Genomic DNA, 23,935 nt, shown 5'->3' with positions numbered 1-23,935 from the left:
CCGACGCCAACACCAACGCCGACAACTGGCACTCCGACGCCAACACCAACGCCGACAACTGGCACTCCGACGCCAACACCAACGCCGACAACTGGCACTCCGACGCCAACGCCAACGCCGACAACTGGCACTCCGACGCCAACGCCAGTCACTACAGGAACAGGCAACCCAAACATATTCCCGATCGGATTACCGAGCTCTAACGAAACTCCCTTGGGAATAACGGACTCTAATGCTCGGCATGAGGGGGAAGCGGATGACCACCCAGTATTCACCAACGAACTCGCCGCTCTGAAAATACCTGGTTTTGTCGGCCCTAATGCGTGGGGAGACTACGACAATGACGGCGATTTGGATCTGTTGGTGATGGAAGGAGGTAGTTCAAACTCATTTTCTTTTCCCCGATCGCAATACATCCCGAAAGTGTACAGCAACGAAGGTGATCAAGGCTTTAAACCAATTGATATAGGGCTGCCTCCCGTTTATGGAGGTGTGATTCAGGAAAATGGGAAGAATCATGATTCCAAACCTTCTGCTACCTGGGGAGACAGCGACAATGATGGCGATCTCGATATCTTGCTCACAGGCGTACAAGACAACTCCACCCCCGGTTCGCCCTACACCCCCATCACCAGCCTGTACCGGAACCCAAGGATTGATAATTTCCCGTCTCCTTTCCAAACTGAGCCGATCGACCTCGATAAATTTGATCTAGACAAAAATGTAAAGCTGCCTGGTATTTTCCAAGGTTCGGCGGCTTGGGGAGACTACAACAACGATGGCAGACCGGATCTCGTACTCACCGGCGACACGGGCGCAGGCGGCTACATCGCCAAAGTATTCCGCAACGAGGGCAGAAACTTTGAGGAGGAGACTGGGGCTAGCTTGCCGGGTGTTATTGGCAATGCGGCCTGGGGAGACTACAACAACGATGGCAAAATCGATATTTTGCTGGCAGGCGATACCGGTTTAAAAAGCGACAACGGTTCAGCAATTTACGTCGCAAAGTTGTATCGCAACACTGGCAATGGCTTTACTCAAGAGAGCAATTCACTGCTGCAAGATCCAAATTCCAACGAAGCTATTACTTACGGTGCATGGGGAGACTACGACAATGATGGCAAACTAGATATCTTGCTTACACCTGGACTATATAAGTTCGGTCCTACCAGAGTGATCCGAAACAATAGCAATGGGGATACTACTAGCTTTCAATCTTACACATTGGGGTTTTATGCTACGAGTCCTGGTGCTTGGGGAGACTACGACAACAATGGTAAGCTGGATATCCTGCTGACAGAATTGGGTACTTCGGGTGAGATCGCCAAAGTTTACGAACAAAATGATTCTGGCACCAATTTTGAACTCCTCAAGGATGCAGGGCTGCCTGATAATGTTGCCAGCCCGAGTTCTTGGGGAGACTATGACGAGGACGGCAGACTAGATATTGCACTCACGACAAAAGATAATTCACCTAGCAGTGGCAGCTTTGTCAAAATCTACCGCAACAACACCCCTGATGCGAACACGCCACCTTCTGCACCTCAAGTTTTAAATTCTCCTCATCCTCTGATTACTCAGGAAGGAGTTATCTTAAGTTTGCCCCAAGGATGGGGGAATCCGATCGACGATCAAACTCCAAATCAGGGTTTAAGCTACAATCTGCGAGTTTGGACTACTCGTCCCAATCCCACTCCCGGTGGCGACCCTATTAAAGAGTACATTGTTGGCCCAATGTCCAGTGATGACGGGACTCGGCAAGTAGTGCAGTTGGGAAATGTCCATCAAGGCAACCCCAACAGCCCCAGCAATTCCTACTGGCCTAATTGGCTGTTAAAACCAGATTACTTAATCCCTGGACAAACTTATAACTGGAGTGTACAGGCGATCGACGGTGCTTGGGCGGGTTCACCTTTTTCCGAAGTAAAAAGTTTTGTTGCCCCCGATATCAAACCAACCCTCACTATCACTGCTACAGATCCTTATGCGGCTGAAACACGTTGGGATGAACCCCCGAATCCGGGAAAATTCACCATTACCCGTACTGGTGGCAACCTAGCTAATGATTTGAATGTCCGCTACAAGTTCGATAATCTATTCGATAATCAACACTACCTACGGATACCGGGTACTGCTATACCTGGTATCGGTTACGAATTGTTTTCCGACTCCGAGCCCCGTCAGCAGTTACCCTACGCTGGCGATTACGGCTATGTCACCATTCCAGCCGGTAAACGCAGTGTCAACATGGTTGTCGATGTCCGCAATGACAGCCTAGTAGAAGGCAACGAAGCAGTGTTTATCAGCTTACAGACTCCCGACCCCCAAAAGATAGGCGAGCCCTATAGTGCTACTGTGACGATCGCGGACAACGACCCCAACAACCCGCCTGTCATCAATTACGGCCCCGATACAACCCCTTGGCATCACGGGTCCATAGTAAGCAATATCCCCTTCACATTCGAGTACCAATTTCCGCAGAACACGTTCACAGACCCCGATCAAGGTGACACGCTTACCTACACAGCAACTCTGATGGACGGCAGTCCCCTGCCAAGTTGGCTCACATTCAATCCAGATACCCGTACACTCAGTGGCACAAGTCCTGAACCGCAGGAATTCAGGATTAAGTTAACAGCAACAGACAGGGCGGGTCTTAGTGTCAGCGACGACGAGACGGGTCCATATACGGGTGACCCGATGGACCCATATGGGGGTAAGGGTATGTTGCTGCAATTTAGCAGCACGGGCGTAGTTATCGACGGTTATATCTCCGGTGCAACCCTCTTCCTCGATGCCAACAAAAACGGCGTCCTCGATACCAACGAACCATCCACCACAACCGATTCAGGCGGTAAATTCAATCTCAATATCCCCTTCGAGACATTCGACACCAACAAAAACGGAGAAATCGACCCATCAGAAGGCAATCTAGTAGCCACAGGAGGCATTGACACCGCCACCGGCTTACCCCTAGAAACACCAGTCACCGCACCCCCAGATTCTAGTGTAGTCACCCTCCTAACCAGCTTAGTCGCCGACTTAACTGACAAAGGAATTGCACAAGAAGAAGCCCAATCCTTAGTCAAAGCCGCCCTTTCTCTCCCCGCTGACGTTGACCTAACTAGCTTAGATCCAATCTTAGCGACCAACAACGACCAACCGGGCGGAGTCCAAGTCTTATCCGCAATGGTGAAAGTCCAAAACTTCATCACCCAAACCAGCGGTTTGATTGACGGTGCTTCCAGTGCAGTCAATACTGATATTGTCAAGGCTGTTGTCAGTTCAATTACGAATCAAATTCAATCCGGTACAGTCTTAAACCTCAGCAATGCCGCAGCTTTAGAACCAATCATTCAGCAAGCAGCCGCGAAAATCCAGCAAATAGACCCCAGTTTCAACTCTCAACAAATCAGCCAAATTACATCGCAATCCGCGACAGTAATGGCAACAGCCAATCAACGCATTGATGCGGCTGTCTCCAACCCAACAGCAACATCAATTCCTGAATCACTTGCCCGCCTCCAACAAGTAGCCTTGGGCCCAACTACTCAAGACTTCAAAGAAGTTGGTACGGGAAATAAACCAATTTCCCAGGTAGTTGCTGACAATACTGGTACTGCTTTAGATAGCAGAATTGAAGCTGTAGTATTACCTGTTGGGATTGCAACTCCTGTTGTCAGCGGCGATGCTGATTTGGGCAGCAATTCCCCGGATGCAATTCTCGGTACTAATGGCGACGATATCCTGACTGGCGACAGCGGGAATAATGTGTTGATGGGCATGAGGGGCAATGATTCCCTCGATGGAGTTCTGGGGAATGACACTATTTTCGGTGGCAAAGGTAGCGATACAATCCTCGGAAGTGGCGGTGATGATGCCTTATTTGGCAACCGTGGTGCTGACATCTTGAATGGCGATGATGGTAATGATATTCTTTACGGAGGTAAGGGAGATGATTTACTGTCGGGCGGTTTGGGAATTGATACTTTGGTAGGAGGAATGGGAGTAGATAAGTTCCTACTCTCTACCAATTCCGGTACTGATACGATTACTGATTTTGAAGTCGGTCAAGACTTGTTAGTATTGGGTAACGGGTTGAGTTTCTCGCAATTGGCTATTGCTCAAGATAGCGGTTCGACTTTAATCCGGTTTGCACAAACTGGGGAGATTTTAGCTTCTCTGGCTGGAGTTTCTGCTAGCAGTATTAGTGCTGCTAATTTCGGATTGATTTGAGAATTGGGCAGGGAAACGGCATTGCCCATTAGTGTCAACTTAAGCTTTTAGTCCGTTAGTCTTCTCGCTCATCCGTCAGTCCGCCAGGGGTTGAAACCCCTGTCTAATAGCTAAAGTCCTCGCTATGAGGACTAATGAGTTCTTCAGTCCTCTTCAGAGGACTTTAGCTTTGAGACAGGGAATAAATTCCCTGTCGGACTATCGGTTTTACCTTAAGTTGACACCAATTGCGCTGTTGCCGTGTCCTCAATTGCCGTGTTATCGATCGTTATATCCGATCGCCCAATCGGGCAATTTCATCATCCAATCCGGTTGATTTTACCCATTACCCGAAATCAGGATACGGCTGTGCCTTGTCCCTACAATCGATCGCGTGATGCTTAAATCCGAGCGAGGAAAATTGATTATTTTAGGGTAGGGAAACGGCAATGCCGTGTCCTCCGTTGCCTTCAATCCGCGCAGGGGGATTTTGTCTGTGTAGACGCGGTTTCAACCGCCGAGTATCTGTATAAAATGCGGATTTAATCTAACATTCCAAATCAGCACCGCTGATATCGCATTCCCGGTAACTGCGAAACTAATCCCAACAATTCCAACTGCAAAAGTATACTAGAAACTGTTCCCGCTTCTAATCCAGACACTTCCACAATTACATCAAAAGAAATCGGCCCAGATACGATCGCACTTAACACCTTAGCCAATTCTGGCTCCAACAGCGGCCCTTGCTTCTCAACCGTCGGATTTGGAGGAAATAGCGACAACTGCTCGGCTCTATCCAATTTTGGCATAGCTCCGAGCATTTCCAACAACCTGTCTTCGCTTAAGTGTCGATCGCTACTCGGCAGAATCGGATGAGCACCTTTACTCAGCAACTCCAAACACCCAAAGGAACGCTCATCATCCAATCTTGCTGTCAAAACATACACATCCCGACAAAAATCATTCGCTTGATAAGCAGTAATTAAAGCACCAGATTTATGCGGAGCTTCTATCACGATTGTAGCGCGACTTAAGCCAGCAATTATGCGATTTCGGCGCGGAAAATTAGTTTTATTCGGTTGAGTCCCCGCCGGATATTCACTAATTACCAATCCCTGCTGCAAAATGCGATCGCACAACCTCTCATTTTGTTTAGGATATACAATATCTACCCCCGTCCCCACCACTGCGAAAGTCCTTCCTCCCGCCTCCAAACAGCCTGTATGAGCCTCTGTATCAATGCCCGCCGCCAATCCCGAAACCACAGTAAAACCGCTTCTAGCTAAAGCCGTACTAATTTTGCGAGTCCACCTTCTGCCGTATTCCGTTGGGCTGCGAGTACCAACCATTGCCACCGTCGGCGTAATTCCTTGATTCTCTTTGCGATCGACATTACCGCGATAATACAACACTGGTGGCGGATTGGGAATTTCCAATAATAAGCGGGGATAATCTGAATCGGCGGGCGTCCAAAAACTGGGATTTTTTATAAGATGTTTTTCGAGAAATTCTTCAGGATTGAGTTTAGTTCGTTCTTGGGAAATTGTTTCAATTATCTGCTTACCAAACCCTTCGACTCGCATGAAATCTACTGGTTTTGCCGTCCAAGCTTCTGCCAAACTATTGAAATTTTGGTGCAATCTTTGCAACAAAATCGGCCCGATACCGTTAATTTGCGACCATGCCAACCAGTAAGCGCGTTCTTCTACCAAGGAGTTACCCTCAACTTATATGAAAATAATTTTATCATTTTTGGTTGAATATATAGAAATCCTAAATCATTTGTAAATTTCTTACTCCCTCCCCGAACCCGCGGGGAGGGTTGGGGTGGGGCAAAAAAATACTACTCCTGCAAAGATTGCTATAAATATTTTTTACGAACCGCGAAGGCGCTAAGAAGGCGAAGGGAATTAAGAGGGAGGTTGACAATTACTGGCTAAGGATCGCGAATTAAATAACTTACAATTTTAATTGTTATTGTGGGATGGGCTCTTATAGCCCGTCCACTCATGACGGGCTCTTATAGCCCATCCCACTTTCAAGAGTGGAAGTTATTTAATTCTCATTCCTAAGCTTTCCAATCAACGAAACGCACGTAAATATAACCAATAATTTCTCCGATCACAGTCCGAAAACCTTCGCTCGATTTCCACCATTCTTGGGGATTGTAATCTTGCGGTTCAGCAGCTATAATCCCGACTTTAATGTCAGGATTCAGCACTTCTTTGAAAATAATCCAACTTCTGCGGGCGTGAGGGCCAAAAGAATAAAGATTAATTGACTCAACTTTTATGGCAGAAGCACCTAGCCAATCCTGAAGTGCGATCGCAGAAGCAGCAGTGCGGTGTTTGAGAACACTCGCTGCTGGTACTGCTACTACTTTGTTTTTATCAAATCCTAGCGCAATACAAGTCGCGGCAGCTAGTTCGGCATAATTTTTATATTCAGCAAGATAGTAGCCTTTACTTAAAGGAACTCCTGTGGTAACTAATTGGCGGTATTCGCCTTTTTTGAATTCGGCGATCGCACTTTGGATCGCATAATCGGGCAACCAGCCTTCGACAACCAAAACATCTGCTTTAATCGGCGCATTTACCGCCAAAAATGGATGGATATTTGTGAGAATTAAGATCATTGCAATTATTAATCCCATCAGAGCAATTACCCAACCTTCCTTGGTAACTGCCCACATTTCTCGGCGGCGGATTAGACGAATTCTCATTTTAACTAGCTCTAGATGTTTTAGGCTATGGAGGCAGATTCGGCGAGACTGAGAAAGAGGGAAATAGTGGGAAAGTGATAGAATTTCCCAATGCCCCATGCCCCATTCCCAATGCCCCATTCCCAAATTATTGGTGTTTCAGATACTCAAAAACGCTTTTATCCCCGATATCCTGCGGCATTGGTTGAAAAAACTTACGCACAGCAAAGATGATAAACAAAGCCGCCCAAACAGCCAGCAAAAATTGTTCATTTTCGGCTGACAAAAATCCGAAAATATGTCCTAAAATTAACAGAGGGACTCCCGGAGTCAAAAACTTAGTTTCGAGGCGATTAAAGCAGAATGCTTCCTTAAAATAAATGCCATTTAAGGCTGCAAAAGTAAAGCCAATTCCCCACAATGTGGCGGGATGTTCGTACACTGCTAAAGCTAGAGGTTGGCTGCTTTGTAGGGCGACAAACAATGCTGCCGCGCCGCCGATCGCCCAAAACGCCTGTAGTGTGCGGTGCAGCGCAATCATGTAAATGTGAATAGTTGCCAAGCTGACGCCTAAAGCTATCCAGAAACAAGCAAAAACAGGCGTTACAGCTTGGATTGCCATCGGGTTGTCGCCCTGTTGCAGCACCAGAGTAGTGCCGATCGCAAAACACAGCGCCGCCACCCCCAATCCGGCGCGGTAAATCAACACTCCCGTGCGATCGTTTTGAGTAATCGTAAACTCGCCGAATTGTCCTTGATAGACTGGCGATTCATCAGGTGATTTCAGTAGTTGCATTACAGCTTCCTCCTATCAGACACAATGTACTTCTGCCAAGATATACTTTATTGATAAACCGAGCCAGCGAGACCGAGCGATGCCTAAATTTAACAAGCCTAAACTTAACCAGCCTAAAGTTAACAAATCTAAAGTTAACAAATCTAAAGTGGACGATCGCCCAGAGCAAAGCCAATCCCTTCCTTCACAATCCGAACTTCCTCCAGTTCAGCTTGATGAAACCATTGTAGCAGGCAGAAGACCCAAACCGGTCAACGACTTTCAGAGGCTGCTGGAGGAATTATCCGAATTGAGAGCGGGGTTCGATCCAGAAATGTTAGCGCATCTCGATGAAAATCTCCCATTTAATACCAAGCAATTTGAAACTAAAATCAGTAAAATTTTGGGGTCAAAAAATATTGATTTCAGCCTAAAAAATTCCGTCAAATATCTAGAGTACATCAAGCAAAATATTCAACTACCCTGCCACGTTACCGGCATAGAAGAGTTTGAATGGGAAGAAGAATATACAATGGGTTCGGGCAGCAAAAAAGAATATGCACGGCTCAAAAAAACTCAACCTTCTTATACTGATAGATTCACAATTAATCGGTTGGAGGATTTGGTGCTTCAGGAAGAAGGCATATTTGTGGAAGTGCAGCGCGTCGGCGATCGCCAAAAGTTTATGTTGCCTTTATCAGAGTTAGAATCAGTTGATGTAACCTCCCGAAACAATCAGTTATTAGATGATTATGCCGTGTGGTTTATCAATTATTAAGGAAGAGTGGAAAAGTGGAAAACTGGAGGAGGGGAAGAGGGGAAGAGGGGAAGAGTGGGGATGGGAAAAATCTCCCTTCTTCCTTCTTCCGGACATCCGTTACAGAATCCGTTGCCGAACTTCCTTCTTCCTTCTTCCGGACATCCGTTACATCCGTTACAGAATCCGTTGCCGAACTTCCTTCTTAATTAAATAGAAGCCGGCAAGTGCGATCGCGAAACCAAAGCCAAAGCTTCAACCAAACTGCGAACAGCCGCAATCATCGCCACTTCGCTATTAAGTTGGCTAACAGCAGAACCGACACCAACACCCGCAGCACCGGCTCCAATAGCGAGGGGTGCGGTGACGCTGGAGATACCGGAAGCGCAGAGTACGGGGACGGATACGGCGCGGGAAATTTCAAAGGCTGCAGCCAAAGTAGGCGCTGCTTTTTCAATTAATCCCAAGGTGCCGGCGTGAATTGGTTGAGCACTGGTGCCACCTTCTGTTTGGATGATATTAGCCCCAGCTTTGACTAATTCAATTGCTAATTGCACTTGTTTGTCGAGTGTCAAAATGTGGGGAACTGTCACAGAAAGAGTGATGTTTGGAAATAGCGATCGAGTTTCGCGAGTCAACTGCAAAACTTCCTCAGCTTCAAAGCGGCGGCCTTCTGCGTAGAAAGCATCAAAGTTACCAATTTCAATCAAATCAGCGCCGGCTTCTACCGCAGGCACAAACTTTTCCGGTTCCACCGCCGATACACAAATTGGCAAATTTGTCAACTGTTTTGCCATCAATACCAAATCGCGATCGGCAGCAATATCGACAAAGGAAGCACCGCCGAGATCCGCTGCTTTGACGACAGCAGCAACGTTGGCGGCATCAAAATTATTTAAACCGCTGATAATTTTCAGGGCGCGACCTTGCTCAAAAGCGCGCTGCAATTTAGAATTTACACTCATCGTTAGTTTTCCAACTCAAAAAATTTCTTAGACTCATTTTGACACGAATTAGAACAATTTTTGATTTTTAATTCTTAATTTTTAATTACTACGCGGCTGGCGAAATTTGTAAACATCTTTGATAACTTGTGCCCAGCCGTCAGAGAGAGATTCGAGAATACGAGAGCCCTTTTCTTTCGTCGCCACCGTCGCATCGCCCAACACACCGCTTTCAGTCAACTCTCGCGTCAGCCAAGCAAAAGGCAAATTCCCTTCCATACTCAGCAAACTGTCTTTTGGTAAACCCTGCGGGTACTCGCAAACGGCCAGTTCCATTTTCACCTGTTCGGGCAAAATTGCCAACATCAAACTCGTTTCTGCATCACCCGCGTGAATCCCAAACTCCAACTCCTTGGCAGTTAATAATTCAGCAGCCACATTAGGAACCCGCCAAACAAACAGCGGAAAAACAGAGAAATCCTGATATTTTTGATGAATATCCCGCGCCGCAATTTCCATCACCTGTGGCTGTCCGCCGTGACCATTCATTAACACTAATTTCCGAAAGCCAGCCTGATAAATACTGTCCGCAATTTCACTGATTACTGCTAAAAGTGTCTGAGCACTGAGCATAATTGTACCGGGAAAATGGCAGTGTTCGTTTGACTTACCATAGTACAAAGGTGGCAAAGCATAGGCGGGAATATTTGCCTCTAACTTTGCCAGGGCTTGGCCTGTAACTGCCGCGCTAATTGCCGCATCTACAATTAAAGGCAAATGGGGGCCGTGCTGTTCGATCGCACCTAGCGGCAGAATTATCACAGTATTTTCCTTATCCGGCATAGACTGAATTTCTCTCCAAGTCAGATATGGAAAAAAGCGCGATTCTGGAATGAAATTGTGCATAAGGCGGCGACAAGAGTAAAGGCAACTAAGGCAATCCACTAGCCTGAAAAATAAAAAGTAATTACCAAGATAGATAACTAATTTTGTCTCTGGGTAAATGCTATAATTTGTAGCAGATGGTTGAAGAGGGCGCTGATATACGCTCGCCAGCTCAGACCGAAAGACATAGAGACCACTAATTGATGGAAGCTTGGCACACCCCACAAACTAATTTAACCGACATTCCGATCGCCGATGAACTGTCGCGCCGCATCCCTCGATCACACGATCGAAAAGCAGAAAACCGAGCGCTGCAAACGCTGGCTCGACAATTGGCAACCTCACCGCACAGGCTGCTAAAAACACTCGTTGCGATCGCTCAAGATTTGTGCGACGCCGGAAGCGTCGGAGTCTGCTTGCTAGAAGAAAATGCAACTTCCGAACAAATATTTCGCTGGGAAGCCTTAGCGGGCGCGTGGGAAGCAGCAGAACATAAAAACACACCCCGCAAATTGCGTTTGTCGGGCACCGGGATCGATCGCCAAACTCCCCAGCTTTACTTTGCTCCCGAACAATATTTTACCGACTTACAACAGTTAGAATTGCCGATCGCCGAAGCGTTAGTCGTGCCACTGCAAGCAGAAAATCAATCGCTGGGGGCAATATGGATTGTATCTCACGAGGACGATCGCCAATTCGATGCCGAAGACTTGCGGATCGCGATCGCCTTAGCAGACTTTGCCGTTGCCGCCGTACAAATCGATCGCGCCCATCAAACCAAAGAAGCTTTGCGAGAAAGCGAAGAACGCTGGCAGCTAGCCTTGCAGGGCAACAACGACGGCATTTGGGATCAGAACCTGCAAACGAATTGCCAGATCCTGAGCGATCGGTGTTTAGAGATTTTGGAACGTCGGCCCGAAGAAGTCAAAAACTTCAGCCAATTTTTGAGCTACGTTCATCCCGATGATGTGGAGATCGTGCAAAGCAATTGGCAGCAGCACTTGCATCGAGAAACCTCACATTACTGCTGCGAGTACCGCATCCGTTGTGGGGACGGGCGCTACAAATGGGTTTTAGCCAGAGGGCGAGCAATTTGGGACGAGTCAGGCAATCCCGTGCGCGCCGTGGGTTCCCTCACAGATATCAGCGAGCGTAAACAAACAGAAATTGCCTTAAAACAAAGCGAAGAACGTTTGAGCATCGCCATCGAAGGCTCAGGCATGGCAACCTGGGATTTAGACGTGCGAACAAATCGAGTAATTTGGTCGGCGACCCATTTCAGCATTTTGGGCTGCCAACCGGTACCAGGCGGGGAAGCAAGCGCGGTTGTGTGGGAAAACTGCGTGCATCCAGACGACTTCAAGCAAGTCATGCAAGCAGCCAAAACAGCTCGGCAAACCCGATCGCTCTACTCCCCCGAATACCGGATCATCCGCGCCGACAACGGAGAAATCCGCTGGTTGAGCGCGTTCGGGCGCTATCTCTACGACGCAGCAGGCGAAGCAGTGCGGTTTATCGGAGTATTATTTGATGCTACCGATCGCAAAAAAGCCGAACTCGCCCTACAAGAAAGCGAACAAACCGTGCGGCGTCAACTTGTAGAGATAGAGTCGCTCTACCAAACAACTCCCGTGGGTTTAGCCGTTTTAGACACAGATTTGCGGTTCGTGCGGATCAACCAGCGGTTTGCCCAAATGAACGGCTTGGCAGTAGAAAGGCACATCGGCCATACCCTGCGCGAAATTGTCCCCGACTGGGCAGACACAGCCGAACCTTTGTTGGGACACCTTCTAGACACCGGAGAACCGATCCGGAATTATGAACTCACCGGTGCAACTAGGGATCAACCCACAGTTGTTCGCACTTGGCTCCAGAATTGGTGGCCGCTCAGAGACAGGGGCCCAGAGATTGTGGGGATTCATATCGTGGTACAGGAAATTACCGCTCGCAAAATGGCAGAACTCGCCTTGCAAGAAAGCTACAACCGTTTCCAATTAGCTACAAGGGCGATCGACGGCATGGTGTTTGAGTGGGATTTGGCAGCAAACTCAGTTTACCGTTCCCAGGGACTGTGCTCGATCGTCGGTGTCTACCCAGAGGATGCACCTGCAACACCAGAGTGGTGGAGAGAACGCATCCATCCGGTCGATTTGGCACGCATCCAAGCCGGGGGGCAATCAATCTTGAATATTCCCGATCGCTATGAAATCGAGTACCGAGTCCGGCACGAAGACGGGCGCTGGATCGATGTTTGGGAGCGCGGCTGTTCGATCCGCAACCAGCAAGGTGAAGCGACCAAAATAGTCGGCTTCACCAGCAACATTACCCAGCGTAAACAAGCAGAAGCAGCACTGTGCGATCGTGAAACCCACCTGCAGTTGATTCTCGACAGCGCCAAAGACTACGCCATCTTCACCATTGACACCGACGGACACATTACCAGTTGGAACGCAGGGGCCCAGAGATTGCTGGGCTATTCCGAAGCCCAAATCGTCGGGCAGCACGGACGCATCATCTTCACCCCAGAAGACTCAGCAGCCCGGATGCCGGAAGCAGAAATGCACAGCGCCCTGACTCAAGGAAAAGGAGAAAACGAGCGCTGGCACCTCCGCAAAGACGGCAGCCGCTTTTGGGGCAGCGGGCTGGTGATGCCCCTGCGCGACGCAGCAGGCGAGGTGCAAGGTTTCCTGAAAATTATGCAGGACAAAACCGAGCGCCGGCAAATAGAAGAAGCACTGCGGCACAGCGAAAATCTCTACCGCACCCTCGCCGATGGCGTCCCGGAATTAATGTGGATCAACACCGCCGACGGCAGGTTAGAGTTTTGCAACCAACACTGGAAAACCTATACGGGCATGAGGCCAGAATTGCCGATGCCTGCGCCGGTGCTGCAATTATTTCATCCTGATGATCTGCCAGCAGTTGTCGCCACGCGCACTCCTGCGATTGCAGCCGGGGAAGCCTACGAATTCGAGTGTCGGGTACGCAGGTTTGATGGTAATTACCGCTGGCATCTAGCGCGACTTGTACCCGTCAAAGACAGGAAGGGAAAGGTGGTGCAATGGGCTGGTATCGGCATTGATATTGACGATCGCAAACGAGCAGAAGAAAGCTTAGCAGAAAGCGACCGCCGCTTTCGCTTCCTCGCTGAGTCGCTGCCCCACCTGCTTTGGAACGTAAGTTCCGGCGGGGAAATTCGCTTTACCAATCAACAACAATGGTTGGAATATCTGGGAATGTCTTACGAGGAAGCCGCTCAAAGCAATTGGCAATACCTAGTCCCGCCCTCGGATTTGGCAGAATCTTGGGCCCGCTGGGAAGAATGTCTAATCAGCGGAGAAGTTTATCAAATTGAGCTGCGCCTGCGGCGGGCAGCAGACCAAATGGAACGCTGGCATTTGTCCCGCGCCGTGCCAATTCGCGACGCAGGGGGGCAGATTGTCGAGTGGATCGGCACAAACACCGATATTCACGATCGCAAACAAGCCCAACTCAACGAGCAGTTTCTCTCCGATCTCGAAGCCCGCTTGCGACAGCGCTTCAACCCCACAGAAATGTTGTGGGAAGCCATGAAAAGTCTGGGAGAATATTTAAAGGTCGATCGCTGCATCTGGCACGAAATCGATTTAGAAGCCGATCGGGCAATTGTCCACCAAGACTGGCACCAGTCCGACATTGCCAGCGCCGCCGGCACCTATCAAATCTCAGACTTTAAGACGCCAGAACTGAAAGCTCTGTCTATGGCAGGTCAAACCCTTGTCATCTCAGATATCGCTACTTACCCCCATACAGCGCATTTATTCGATAACTACGGTGCCGTTTGTATTCGCGCTTTGGTCGATGTTCCCTGCCTTCAGGAAGGGCGCTGGGTGGCTCTTTTGCTGGTGACATCAAGGGTGGTGCGGCACTGGCGGCCCGATGAAGTTTGGCTGATGCAAGAAGTGGTGGCTCGCCTCTGGACGGTGATCCTGCACGCGCGAGCTCTGCATGAGCTGCACGAAAGCGAGGCTCGGTTCCGCGCTCTAGCTGACAACATCGCTCAGTTGGCTTGGATGACAGATGCTGCTGGGGGGATTTTCTGGTATAACAAACGCTGGTTTGACTACACAGGCACCACCCTAGAAGAAATGCTAGGCTGGGGCTGGCAAAAGGTGCACCACCCGGAACACCTCGATGGCGTTGTGGAAAAATTTAGGCGCTGCATTGAAACAGGCGAACTCTGGGAAGATACTTTCCCCTTACGGGGCAAAGACGGATCGTACCGCTGGTTTCTCTCCCGCGCCGTGCCGATTCGCGACGAGCAAGGCCAGGTGCTGCGCTGGTGTGGCACTAACACCGATATTACCGATCGCAAAGTTGCAGAAGCAGAACGGGAAAGCCTTCTAGCACGGGAAAAGGCAGCGCGGGAAGAGGCAGAACAGGCTAACCGCGTCAAAGACGAATTTTTGGCTGTTTTGTCCCACGAATTGCGGACTCCCTTAAACCCGATTATGGGCTGGGCGAAGCTGCTGCAATCGAATCTTCTGACACCCCAAAAGCAGCGTTATGCCTTAGAGACGATCGAGCGCAACGCCAAACTGCAAACCCAGCTTATCGAAGATTTGCTCGACGTGTCGGGGATTCTGCAAGGCAAGGTTAGCTTGAATATTGCACCTGTGGATTTAGCCGAGGTCATCGGCGCTGCTATTGAAACGGTGCGTCTGGCGGCCCAAGTCAAGTCGATTCAAATCACCACTCAATTTGCACCGGATCTGGGCCCGGTGTTGGGCGATGCGGGCAGACTTCAGCAGGTAGTCTGGAATTTGCTGTCAAATGCCGTCAAGTTCACCCCGCCGTCGGGCAAAATCCAAGTCGTTCTCGATCGGGTGGACACCTTGGCCCAAATTACTGTAACTGATACGGGAAAAGGTATCGAACCTGATTTTCTGCCCTATGTATTCGACTACTTCCGGCAAGCTGACAGCTCGATGACGCGCAAGTTTGGCGGATTGGGTTTAGGATTGGCGATCGTCCGCCATCTCGTCGAACTCCACGGCGGCACGGTGAAATCCGACAGTCCCGGCGAAGGAAAAGGTGCAACCTTGACCGTCAGGATACCTCTGATGCCCGTGCAATCTCAGACAAGTCCTGCGGGAACTGCGGCGCCGGACCCATCCTTCAATTTAAGCGGTATCAGGGTGTTAGCGGTGGATGATGATGCCGATGCGCGAGATTTGGTGGTTTTTCTGCTTGAGGATTGTGGGGCAAGTGTTACAGCAGTTGCTAACGCCGCCGATGCTTTGGCGGTTTTAACCCAGTCTGTGCCGGATTTGCTGTTGAGCGATATTGGAATGCCCGATACTGACGGTTATATGTTGATGCGACAGGTTCGGGCTCTAGCGCCCGAAAAAGGGGGACGGATTCCGGCGATCGCCCTCACGGCTTATGCTGGAGAGATTGACTATCAGCAGGCCCTGGCTGCGGGGTTCCAGCGCCACATTTCTAAGCCTTTAGACCCCGACAAGTTGGTGCAGGCGATTGGGGAGGTACTCGAGCGATCGGGCAAAAACCTTATTTAAAGTGTTTTTGTGTCGGAAAAGTCTTTATTTAATGAACCGCGAAGACGCAAAGAACGCGAAGGAGGGAGGGAAGAAGATAGGAAGAAGTTAATAATCTCAATTCCGCTTATATCTGAGATATTGCACCATTTTTATGAACAGGCTTTCCGGCCTGTTCATAAAAATCTGATTGACAATGGTACAATATCTCAGATGTAACCAATTTAATCGTCGATCGATCGCGCATCATCTCCAATAAAAAAACCTCACAGATGGAGGTTTTTTGATGATTATTGGTGCTAGTCGGACAGGTTAAAACATCCTGTCCCTGCATGATGCCCACAGCACTAAGACTCAATTCTTAGCGGTAGTCACTTCGCACGGCAGGCTCGCGATCGCTGGTTGTAGTTGTATAGCGGACATTTTCTTCACGTTTGCGGGGAATCAAGCCCAACAAACCAGACAAACCTAACAATCCCAACCATCCCCAATCAAAATCGCGATCGTTCTCAGCATTGTAGACATCGGAGCGAGGAGTGGTGGTGGTTGTAGTGTTGTTAGTACCGCCAGTTGTATCTGTCTGAGCTGAAGCAGGCAGATGAGCTGGTGCTAGGGCTAACCCAGCAGCTATAATACCTGCACCGATTGCTTTGGATAAATCAGAACGTTTCATAATTCAAATGCTCTCTGTTGGCTAAAATCTTTAACTATCAAAACTATATCGATTGGCTTTTAAAGTTAAATCCATCTCTAGCGGTAAACATTGCTAAGTTCCACGTATAACTACAGATTGATATCAAATTTTTAGCAGGCGCACAAAATTAAAAATTGCTCGCAGAGGCACTCCGACACTAGAAATAGCGGGTCTGACCGAAAGCATCCAGGATACCCGCCACGTGATTCATTCCGAAAGCAGACTCAGGACCGGTGAAATAAAAAACCTATATCCGATGAAACTTGCCGAACGTATTTATCCGTAAGGTCAATGCTTCAATCTAAAACCTAAAATCTAAAATCTAAAATCGATTGACACCTCACCCGGTTGTGAGGCAGTGCGACAGTCTCGACAATAGACAAGGTGTTGTTGACAAAAAAAGGTAAACTCAGATATTGCACAGATAAGTGTTGGAACTCGATCGACGGAGATAGAAACTTTTGGGTATAGAGCTACGCAGCTACGTATTTCTAGACAACTTGCAGCCACAGCACGCAGCATACATCGGCACAGTCGCCGCCGGATTCTTGCCGCTGCCGGGGGATGCGTCGCTGTGGATAGAAATCTCGCCCGGTATCGAAATTAACCGAATTACCGATGTCGCCCTCAAATCTGCCTCCGTGCGCCCGGGAGTGCAGATAGTCGAACGCTTGTACGGCCTTCTGGAAGTACACTCGAGTCAGCAGGGGGAAACGCGGGCCGCAGGCAAAGCAATTCTAGAATTCATCGGACTCCGCAGAGAAGAAGGTATCAAACCGCGAGTGATTTCCAGTCAAATTATTCGCAATATTGACCCCCACCAAACACAATTAATTAACCGCACCCGCCGCGGACAGTTGCTGCTGGCGGGACAAACGCTTTACGTCTTAGAAGTAGAACCGGCGGCCTATGCAGCGCTGGCGGCCAATGAAGCAGAAAAAGGCGCATCTATTAACATCTTAGAGGTTCAGGCTGTAGGCAGTTTCGGACGGCTTTACCTCGGCGGCGCAGAACGAGATATTATAGCAGGTTCCCAGGCAGCAATTGCGGCGGTGGAAAACGTGACGGGTCGAGAAAATCCAGCAATTGTTGGTCGCAAGGAATAGCCGTTAAAGGAGATGTAATTATGGCAAATACACAGCATTTAGCGCTGTTAAAAAAAGGTGCAGTTAGTTGGATTGAATGGAGAAGTCTCAACCCAAATATAGAGCCGGATCTCAGCGAAGCTAACCTCGCCGAAGCAAATCTCAGAGGTGCGTATCTTTGGCGCTCGAACCTTTTTAAAACAGATTTGTTTAAGGCTAAATTAATTGCGGCAAACCTCGCAGAATCTAATTTTAGTTTAGCAAATCTTGCAGGAGCGCAACTGCTGGAAGCTAATTTAATTAAAGCTAATTTAACTGGAACCAACCTCCAAGCGGCTGACTTCAGAGGATCTGATTTGAGCGGTGCTAATTTAATTGGGGCGGACATTAGCGGTGCCAATCTCCAACAAACCGATTTTGGAGAGGCGAATTTAATCGGTGCGGTGATGTTTCGAGTTAATGCGATGGGCGCGAACCTCAACTGTGCTAATCTCAGTCAAGCCAATCTGACTCAAGCCGAATTGATTGAAGCACATTGCTATGCAGCCAATTTCTCTAAAGCTAACCTCGCGGAAGCTCACTTCACAGCAGCATATCTTTTCCGGGCAAATCTCTGTTTTGCACAGTTGAGCGCGGCAGATTTCCGGTGGGCAAACCTCGGCAAAGCTGATTTGAGAGGGGCTAATTTGACCGGGGCAAATCTCCGGGGAGCGAACTTGGCGGGAGCGAATTTGGGGGAAGCTATTTTGAAAGGAACAATCATGCCTGACGGCAGCATTGTTTCATCATAAGTCTGAGCAACGGAGGACACGGCATTGCCGTTTCCCTACCCCAAAATAATCGATGGCGCTCGCGAGAGATGTAACTATCGCCCGATTAATTGCAGGAAACGGCATTGCCCATTGGTGTCAACAAACACGTTAAACCGATATTCCGACAGGGGTTGAAACCCCTGCCTCAAAGCTGAAGTCCTCTAAAAGAGGACTAAGGAATTATTCAGTCCTCTTTGAGAGGACTTTCGCTATTAGACAGGGAATTCATTCCCTGGCGGACTGCCGGGTAGGCGGGAGGACTAGCGGACGAAAAGCTTAATTTGACACGCCTGGGGCATTGCCGTGTCCTGACTGTGGGTAATATTAATTCGGATGCAACCGGAAACTTATACCGAACTGGCAGTTAATTTCTACCAGGGGGCGATACTTGATAAAGTCCTCTAACGGGCCCTTGATCGGTCGGTGAATTTTGCTGCTGCGTTGGAAGTGTAAACTGATCTTGGAGTCCGCCGGGAGTAGGGAAACAGCCGCTTGGTTGAGGTCCTAGCTGACAAGCTGCAGGCAGTGCCATGATTGAGGCATCGAAGGGATTGACGGCATCTGGGACGCGGAGAATCGGGTCGCTGGAAACTTGCCGCTGCATGACTCGTCGGTAAAGGCCGCTGAGGCGACTAGCATCCCGCTCGATTTCTTTTTCGGGAAAGGCAACGACGCCGCTGGGGGAACCGATGCCTAAATAGTCGCCCAAGTAACCTTGCAAGCTGACGTTGTGGTAAAAGTCTCCTGAAGCTTCAAAGTATTGTCGGTTGAAGTCGTCGGCAATCGGGTGAAATCGCTCTGTTTGTGCTTGAGCTGGTTTGACGTATGCCAGTGCGGCAGAGGCGACAGCGAGAATCAACGCGCCGCTTAGGCTTTTTAATTTTTGACTCATATATTTGGGCCTCCTTAATTAATTCCGATTCCAATTTGACACTCCCTGACCTAAAGGACAGGGATTCTTAATTCAGCGACTGACCTTAAAATGTTGCGTCCTTTCGGCAATCCTTAAACTTTTCAACCGTGCAATTGCACCAATTGACGAGCTTAACTCACAACCACCCCAGAGGGTCTATCTCCAAAAGCGTACTAGGATACGAACCTAGAGTTCGGGTGTGCCCCACCCTACTTGATTGAAACAAATTATTGATTTTCTGGTGCGTGAGAATGCGTTGATTCCCTAGCTCTGTTTTACAAGGTTTTCGCTACCCTTCTTTTTGCTTTTAAAAAGCTTTCAGGTTCGAGGGTGCCGACTAAAAGCCGCTTCACAACCGCCCACCTTGGGAATTACAACCATGTCTATTCTATCAAAAAGCCGTCAAGCGATTTTAGATTTTAGATTTTAGATTTTAGAATTGAAGCATTGACCCCACGGATAAATACGTTCGGCAAGTTTCATCGGAGACAGGTTTTTTATTTCTGGGTCCTGAGTTGGCGCGTTGGAATGAATCCGGGGGCTTTTATCCTGGATGCCTTCGGTCAAGCGAAGGACGGGATTTTCAACCCAATTTTTTGATAAACTGATTATCGGCGGATTATTTGTGTTTTTTACAGGGTGTGAGTTATGGATGCTGCGGATTTAAAGGTGTTGCGCGATCGACTTCTAGATTTGTTGTGCGAGTTTGCCTATCGCGAAGGCGATTTTATGCTGTCTTCGGGGCAGAAAAGTTCTTATTACATTAACTGCAAACCTGTGACGCTGCACGCTGAAGGTGCTTTGGCAACGGGACGTTTGTTGTTGTCGATGCTGTCGTCGGATGTGGAAGCTGTGGGCGGTTTGACTTTGGGTGCTGACCCGATTGTAACTGCAGTAAGCGTGGTTTCGGCTCTGGAAGGTCGATCGATTCCGGCGCTAATTGTCAGAAAAGAGACAAAGGGACACGGGACAATGGCTTATATTGAGGGGCCGCTGTTACCAGAGGGCACGAATGTGGCGGTTTTGGAGGATGTTGTGACGACGGGTAAGTCGGCGATGCAGGCGGTGGAAAGGTTGCGGGCGGCTGGTTATAAGGTCGATCGCGTGTTGTCGCTGATTGACAGAGAGCAAGGTGGTGCCGAGTTTTATCAATCTGTTGGATTGGACTTTGAAACAGTTTTTACGATTAACGATCTGCAAAAGTGGATGGCTAGCAAAAAATAGGCAAAAGTGCGATCGCCAGCCTCCTCCTCAGAAGAATCCCGTCAACCGCCCAACATTTAATAGCGACCGGGGGGGCGATCGCATCAAACTCACAGCATTTAATACCACAAAAAACCAAAAATGTCAACTCAAAATTACAGAAGAACAGTTGAAGAAATCCGTGAGTTAGCTTCTATGTTTTGGCCTTCCGACTTATCTCAAAAGGAAGCAGAACTCAGTGTCATACCAAAATTGATAGAAACTCAAGAGCAATTTATTGCTATTCTTAGCGTCCCAGTTTCGGAGTTAAGCGGATTATTTCAAATAGTAGAAGCTTCAACACTTTCTGCAAATATGTTCCTGAAGCATTTAATTGTACTGGCGGACTTTGGGGGAGAAATGATAAAAAGAGTGAATAGTCAGTTTAATTCTATGTTTCCCTTAAAGAGATTAGATTACCTTTGGAACCTGCAAACTTACTCTTATCAATTCACTTTTCTACCAGCATCAGGTCAACTAACCAATAATAAACTAGGGATTGACGGTAAAAAAATACTCCAAAATCAATCTCTGTCTTTGGCACATAAAGATTTAATAGCAATTCTTCTGTTCGGCGCTAGTTCACTGAATGAAAAAAGCGCTGAGGTTCTAGCTAAATGTGAAATTGGTAATTACTTAGGTCAACCCGATAAATTAAATAAGTTTATTAAACAACGATATATCTGGGTTAGCCGGATAACCTCTGGGTCACAATCCAACACTTTAGGTCAAATCGCTCAAAACTTTGTCAAAGAATACTTACAAGATAATTTAGGGGTTATAGATATAGCTATTAGACCTAACGGTCATTTACCCGGCGTTAGACATACTGACCAAGAAAGCGAAAAAGGACTAACAACATTTGATCTGGTTATTTCTAAAGAAGATAAGTTTGTTGCAATAGAGATTAGCTTTCAGGTAACAACAAATAGTGTAATTGAACGTAAAGCTGGACAAGCAAGAGCTAGATTTGAGCAGATTGAAAATGCAGGTTATAAAATGGCTTATGTCATTGATGGCGCTGGTAACTTTGAGAGGGAAAATGCAATCAGAACCTTGTGTACGTACAGTCATTGCACTGTTGCATTTTCCCACAATGAACTTAATGTACTTTGCGATTTTTTGAGGGATTACTTTGTGCCTAACAATGAGTAAAGAGATGGTATACTGAAGAAATGGTGTTAAAATCTAAACTAACTAAAATTATTATGCCAAAAATCCGTTTTATTGACTTATTCTCAGGAATAGGCGGCATGAGATTAGGGTTTGAATCCGCCGCTCGTTCCTTGAATCTGGAAACAGAATGCGTATTAAGCAGCGAAATCAATCCCGACGCTCAATTAGTTTACCATAAAAACTTTGCCGACACACCTTTAGGCGACATCCGATTAATTGACAAACTGCCTGAACATGAAATTTTACTAGCGGGATTTCCTTGTCAGTCTTTCTCCTATGCGGGCAAAAAAGAGGGCTTTGGAGACACCAGAGGCACCCTATTTTTTGAGATTGCAAGGTTAATTGATACCTTTAAACCTCAAGCATTTATTTTCGAGAACGTGCGGGGGCTTGTCAGCCACGACGGCGGCAGAACCCTCGAAACTATTAAGGGCGAAATTAAAAGCCGAGGTTACAGCTTCGATTATTTCTTGCTCAACAGCTCTAACTTTAGTTTACCTCAGAACCGTGTCCGAGTTTACCTAGTAGGAATTTTAAATGCTTCGCCCCAATTTAAGCTAATTACCGACGTAGGCCCAAAAGATTCGCATTCCTCTAGTCATCAACAGCTATCGTTATTTTCCCCGTTAAGTCAACCTGTCACAGTTGCAGATATTTTGGAAGACAATCCAGATCCAAAATATGATTGTTCGCCAGAATTTGTTAATGCCTTGAAACAAATAGTTAACAATGATTTCAGCCGACTGCACGGTAGGCGGCTAATTGACTATCGCGGCGGCAATTCGATTCATTCTTGGGAACTGGGTTTGCGAGGCGAGTGCAGTTTAGACGAAATTGAATTAATGAATCTTTTTATCTTGAAAAGGCGCAATAAAGAATTTGGAGCTGACCAAGATGGCAAGCTATTAACTAAAGAGCAAATAGCTACTTTTTTTGCTCATCCCAATCTCGATGAAATTCTGGATTCCTTGGTAACAAAAAAGTACCTGCAACGGAACAACAATCAATACAAACCTGTATCCGGTAACTTTTCCTTTGAAGTCTATAAATTTCTAGATCCGCAGAAAATTTCTGTAACAATTGTTGCCAGTGATGCTAATAGATTAGGAGTTTACTATCATAACCGAGTTCGCAGGATTACTCCCCGCGAGGCGGCGCGGTTACAAGGTTTTTCCGATAGTTTTATTCTGCATCCTAATGATGATAAAGCTTATCATCAACTGGGTAATAGTGTAAGTATTAATGTAGTTAAAGCTGTTGCTCTAGAAGTTATCCAGAATGTTTTGTGCTCTACCAAACAAAAAGTTAGCGCCTGGTAAATTGGGAAGGGTGGGCGGAGTGTTTCCGCTCACCGTAGCAACTAGCTTTGCGCTACAGGTTCCTTAGCCAAAAAATTATCTAATTCCGCCAAAGCATCGGCATCAAGGTTAGATCGGTGTTTTATGGGGTGGGATTAGAAACTATGTCTGCTCTAATTTTATCAAAATCAGCTCAGGCACTTGGAGGACAAGGGAAAATAAAGTTTTCGGTGCTAAACAAGCGCAAGCTTTCAGGTTCAGAATCTATACCAATCGGCTGATTTTAGCAGAGGGAAATTATAACCTGAGTGAGATATTAACTAGAGAAGATTGTTTTAATATATTAGATGACGACGCAAGGAGAAGCAGTAATGATCTTACCTGCATCTATTAAAAGGAAATGGAAACTACTGGCAACAGCCTTTATTTGTCCTCTGACACTAATTGGTGTTGGCATTCAGCCACAACCCATTCAAGCACAACAAAATCCATCGAAGACTAATGTTGCTGCTTTGCCAGATGGTATTTACCTGTACGGAGATTCGCCACAGCCCAACCAAGTTCTTCAAAACTATATCGTGTTTCAACGCCAGGACGATCGCGTCGTTGGTGCAATCTACGCGCCGCGATCGGACTTTGCGTGCTTCACTGGTAAAATTGAGGGAAATACATTGTACGGGAAGGCAATCTCAGCCGGAAAAGTTCAAACAATTGAAGTCAATACTCAGCTAACAAATCTGCATTCTATTCGCACAATTAGCTCAAACGATCGCCGCATTCTTTCAATGTGCCAAGATACAGCGCAAGTTAACATACCCAGGTAAATCTTTTACCAAGAAATTGGGTCTAAAGCCCCGTCATAAGCTTGACGGCTTTAATTAATTATCAACTTTTGTTAATT

16 protein-coding genes are annotated in these 23,935 nt (G+C 47.5%); 9 read left to right on the top strand and 7 right to left on the bottom strand.

The window, feature by feature from the left end:
- Positions 1–213: 213 nt before the first annotated feature.
- Positions 214–4,236, top strand: coding sequence for an FG-GAP-like repeat-containing protein (locus QT984_RS16530; RefSeq protein WP_333374472.1), 4,023 nt, complete (start codon positions 214–216; stop codon positions 4,234–4,236).
- Positions 4,237–4,775: 539 nt separating this feature from the next.
- Here QT984_RS16530 and dprA read toward each other — a convergent pair.
- From dprA to QT984_RS16515, 3 genes are all read right to left on the bottom strand, one after another.
- Complete coding sequence (gene dprA, locus QT984_RS16525) at positions 4,776–5,927, bottom strand: DNA-processing protein DprA (RefSeq protein ID WP_333211611.1); 1,152 nt, start codon at positions 5,925–5,927, stop codon at positions 4,776–4,778.
- A 356-nt stretch (positions 5,928–6,283) separates the two neighbouring features.
- Positions 6,284–6,937, bottom strand: coding sequence for a YdcF family protein (locus QT984_RS16520; protein WP_333340705.1), 654 nt, complete (start codon positions 6,935–6,937; stop codon positions 6,284–6,286).
- A gap of 127 nt (positions 6,938–7,064) precedes the next feature.
- The gene (locus QT984_RS16515; RefSeq protein ID WP_333055172.1) at positions 7,065–7,712 is read right to left on the bottom strand and encodes a DUF2301 domain-containing membrane protein; all 648 of its coding nucleotides are present in this window, start codon (positions 7,710–7,712) and stop codon (positions 7,065–7,067) included.
- 79 nt (positions 7,713–7,791) lie between these two features.
- Between QT984_RS16515 and QT984_RS16510 the strand changes: the two genes are divergently transcribed.
- Positions 7,792–8,469 (top strand): calcium-binding protein, encoded by a 678-nt coding sequence (locus tag QT984_RS16510; protein WP_333374470.1) that lies wholly within the window; start codon positions 7,792–7,794, stop codon positions 8,467–8,469.
- A 188-nt stretch (positions 8,470–8,657) separates the two neighbouring features.
- Here the strand turns inward: QT984_RS16510 and QT984_RS16505 are convergent, their stop codons facing one another.
- Both QT984_RS16505 and QT984_RS16500 read right to left on the bottom strand, forming a co-directional pair.
- The gene (locus QT984_RS16505) at positions 8,658–9,413 is read right to left on the bottom strand and encodes a DUF561 domain-containing protein (RefSeq protein WP_333374468.1); all 756 of its coding nucleotides are present in this window, start codon (positions 9,411–9,413) and stop codon (positions 8,658–8,660) included.
- 81 nt (positions 9,414–9,494) lie between these two features.
- Positions 9,495–10,298, bottom strand: a complete 804-nt coding sequence (locus tag QT984_RS16500; RefSeq protein ID WP_333374466.1) for a creatininase family protein — start codon at positions 10,296–10,298, stop codon at positions 9,495–9,497.
- Between the two features lie 182 nt (positions 10,299–10,480).
- On the opposite strand from QT984_RS16500, the gene QT984_RS16495 reads away from it, so the two are divergent.
- The gene (locus QT984_RS16495) at positions 10,481–15,835 is read left to right on the top strand and encodes a PAS domain S-box protein (protein ID WP_333374464.1); all 5,355 of its coding nucleotides are present in this window, start codon (positions 10,481–10,483) and stop codon (positions 15,833–15,835) included.
- Between the two features lie 340 nt (positions 15,836–16,175).
- On the opposite strand, the gene QT984_RS16490 is transcribed toward QT984_RS16495, so the two are convergent.
- Positions 16,176–16,487 carry a WGxxGxxG family protein gene (locus QT984_RS16490; RefSeq protein WP_333055180.1) on the bottom strand — a complete coding sequence of 104 codons (312 nt, stop codon included), beginning with the start codon at positions 16,485–16,487 and terminating at the stop codon, positions 16,176–16,178.
- 482 nt (positions 16,488–16,969) lie between these two features.
- Here QT984_RS16490 and QT984_RS16485 point away from each other — a divergent pair, with 482 nt between their 5' ends.
- Positions 16,970–17,614 (top strand): hypothetical protein, encoded by a 645-nt coding sequence (locus tag QT984_RS16485; protein ID WP_190661578.1) that lies wholly within the window; start codon positions 16,970–16,972, stop codon positions 17,612–17,614.
- Between the two features lie 20 nt (positions 17,615–17,634).
- Positions 17,635–18,384, top strand: coding sequence for a pentapeptide repeat-containing protein (locus QT984_RS16480; RefSeq protein ID WP_333055181.1), 750 nt, complete (start codon positions 17,635–17,637; stop codon positions 18,382–18,384).
- 385 nt (positions 18,385–18,769) lie between these two features.
- On the opposite strand, the gene QT984_RS16475 is transcribed toward QT984_RS16480, so the two are convergent.
- The gene (locus QT984_RS16475; protein ID WP_333233264.1) at positions 18,770–19,297 is read right to left on the bottom strand and encodes a hypothetical protein; all 528 of its coding nucleotides are present in this window, start codon (positions 19,295–19,297) and stop codon (positions 18,770–18,772) included.
- A gap of 669 nt (positions 19,298–19,966) precedes the next feature.
- On the opposite strand from QT984_RS16475, the gene pyrE reads away from it, so the two are divergent.
- From pyrE to QT984_RS16455, 4 genes are all read left to right on the top strand, one after another.
- A complete protein-coding gene (pyrE, locus tag QT984_RS16470; RefSeq protein ID WP_333374462.1) occupies positions 19,967–20,542 on the top strand; it encodes an orotate phosphoribosyltransferase in 576 nt (191 codons plus the stop codon).
- 120 nt (positions 20,543–20,662) lie between these two features.
- Positions 20,663–21,715 (top strand): restriction endonuclease, encoded by a 1,053-nt coding sequence (locus QT984_RS16465; protein WP_333374460.1) that lies wholly within the window; start codon positions 20,663–20,665, stop codon positions 21,713–21,715.
- 53 nt (positions 21,716–21,768) lie between these two features.
- Positions 21,769–23,055 carry a DNA (cytosine-5-)-methyltransferase gene (gene dcm / locus QT984_RS16460; RefSeq protein WP_333374458.1) on the top strand — a complete coding sequence of 429 codons (1,287 nt, stop codon included), beginning with the start codon at positions 21,769–21,771 and terminating at the stop codon, positions 23,053–23,055.
- A 350-nt stretch (positions 23,056–23,405) separates the two neighbouring features.
- Positions 23,406–23,858, top strand: a complete 453-nt coding sequence (locus tag QT984_RS16455) for a hypothetical protein (protein WP_333211593.1) — start codon at positions 23,406–23,408, stop codon at positions 23,856–23,858.
- Positions 23,859–23,935: the final 77 nt, after the last annotated feature.

This window comes from Microcoleus sp. Z1_B2, assembly GCF_036700325.1.
Classification (GTDB): domain Bacteria; phylum Cyanobacteriota; class Cyanobacteriia; order Cyanobacteriales; family Microcoleaceae; genus Microcoleus.
Note: the sequence above shows the minus strand (reverse complement) of the source record. Positions and strands in the feature narration are given on the sequence as shown.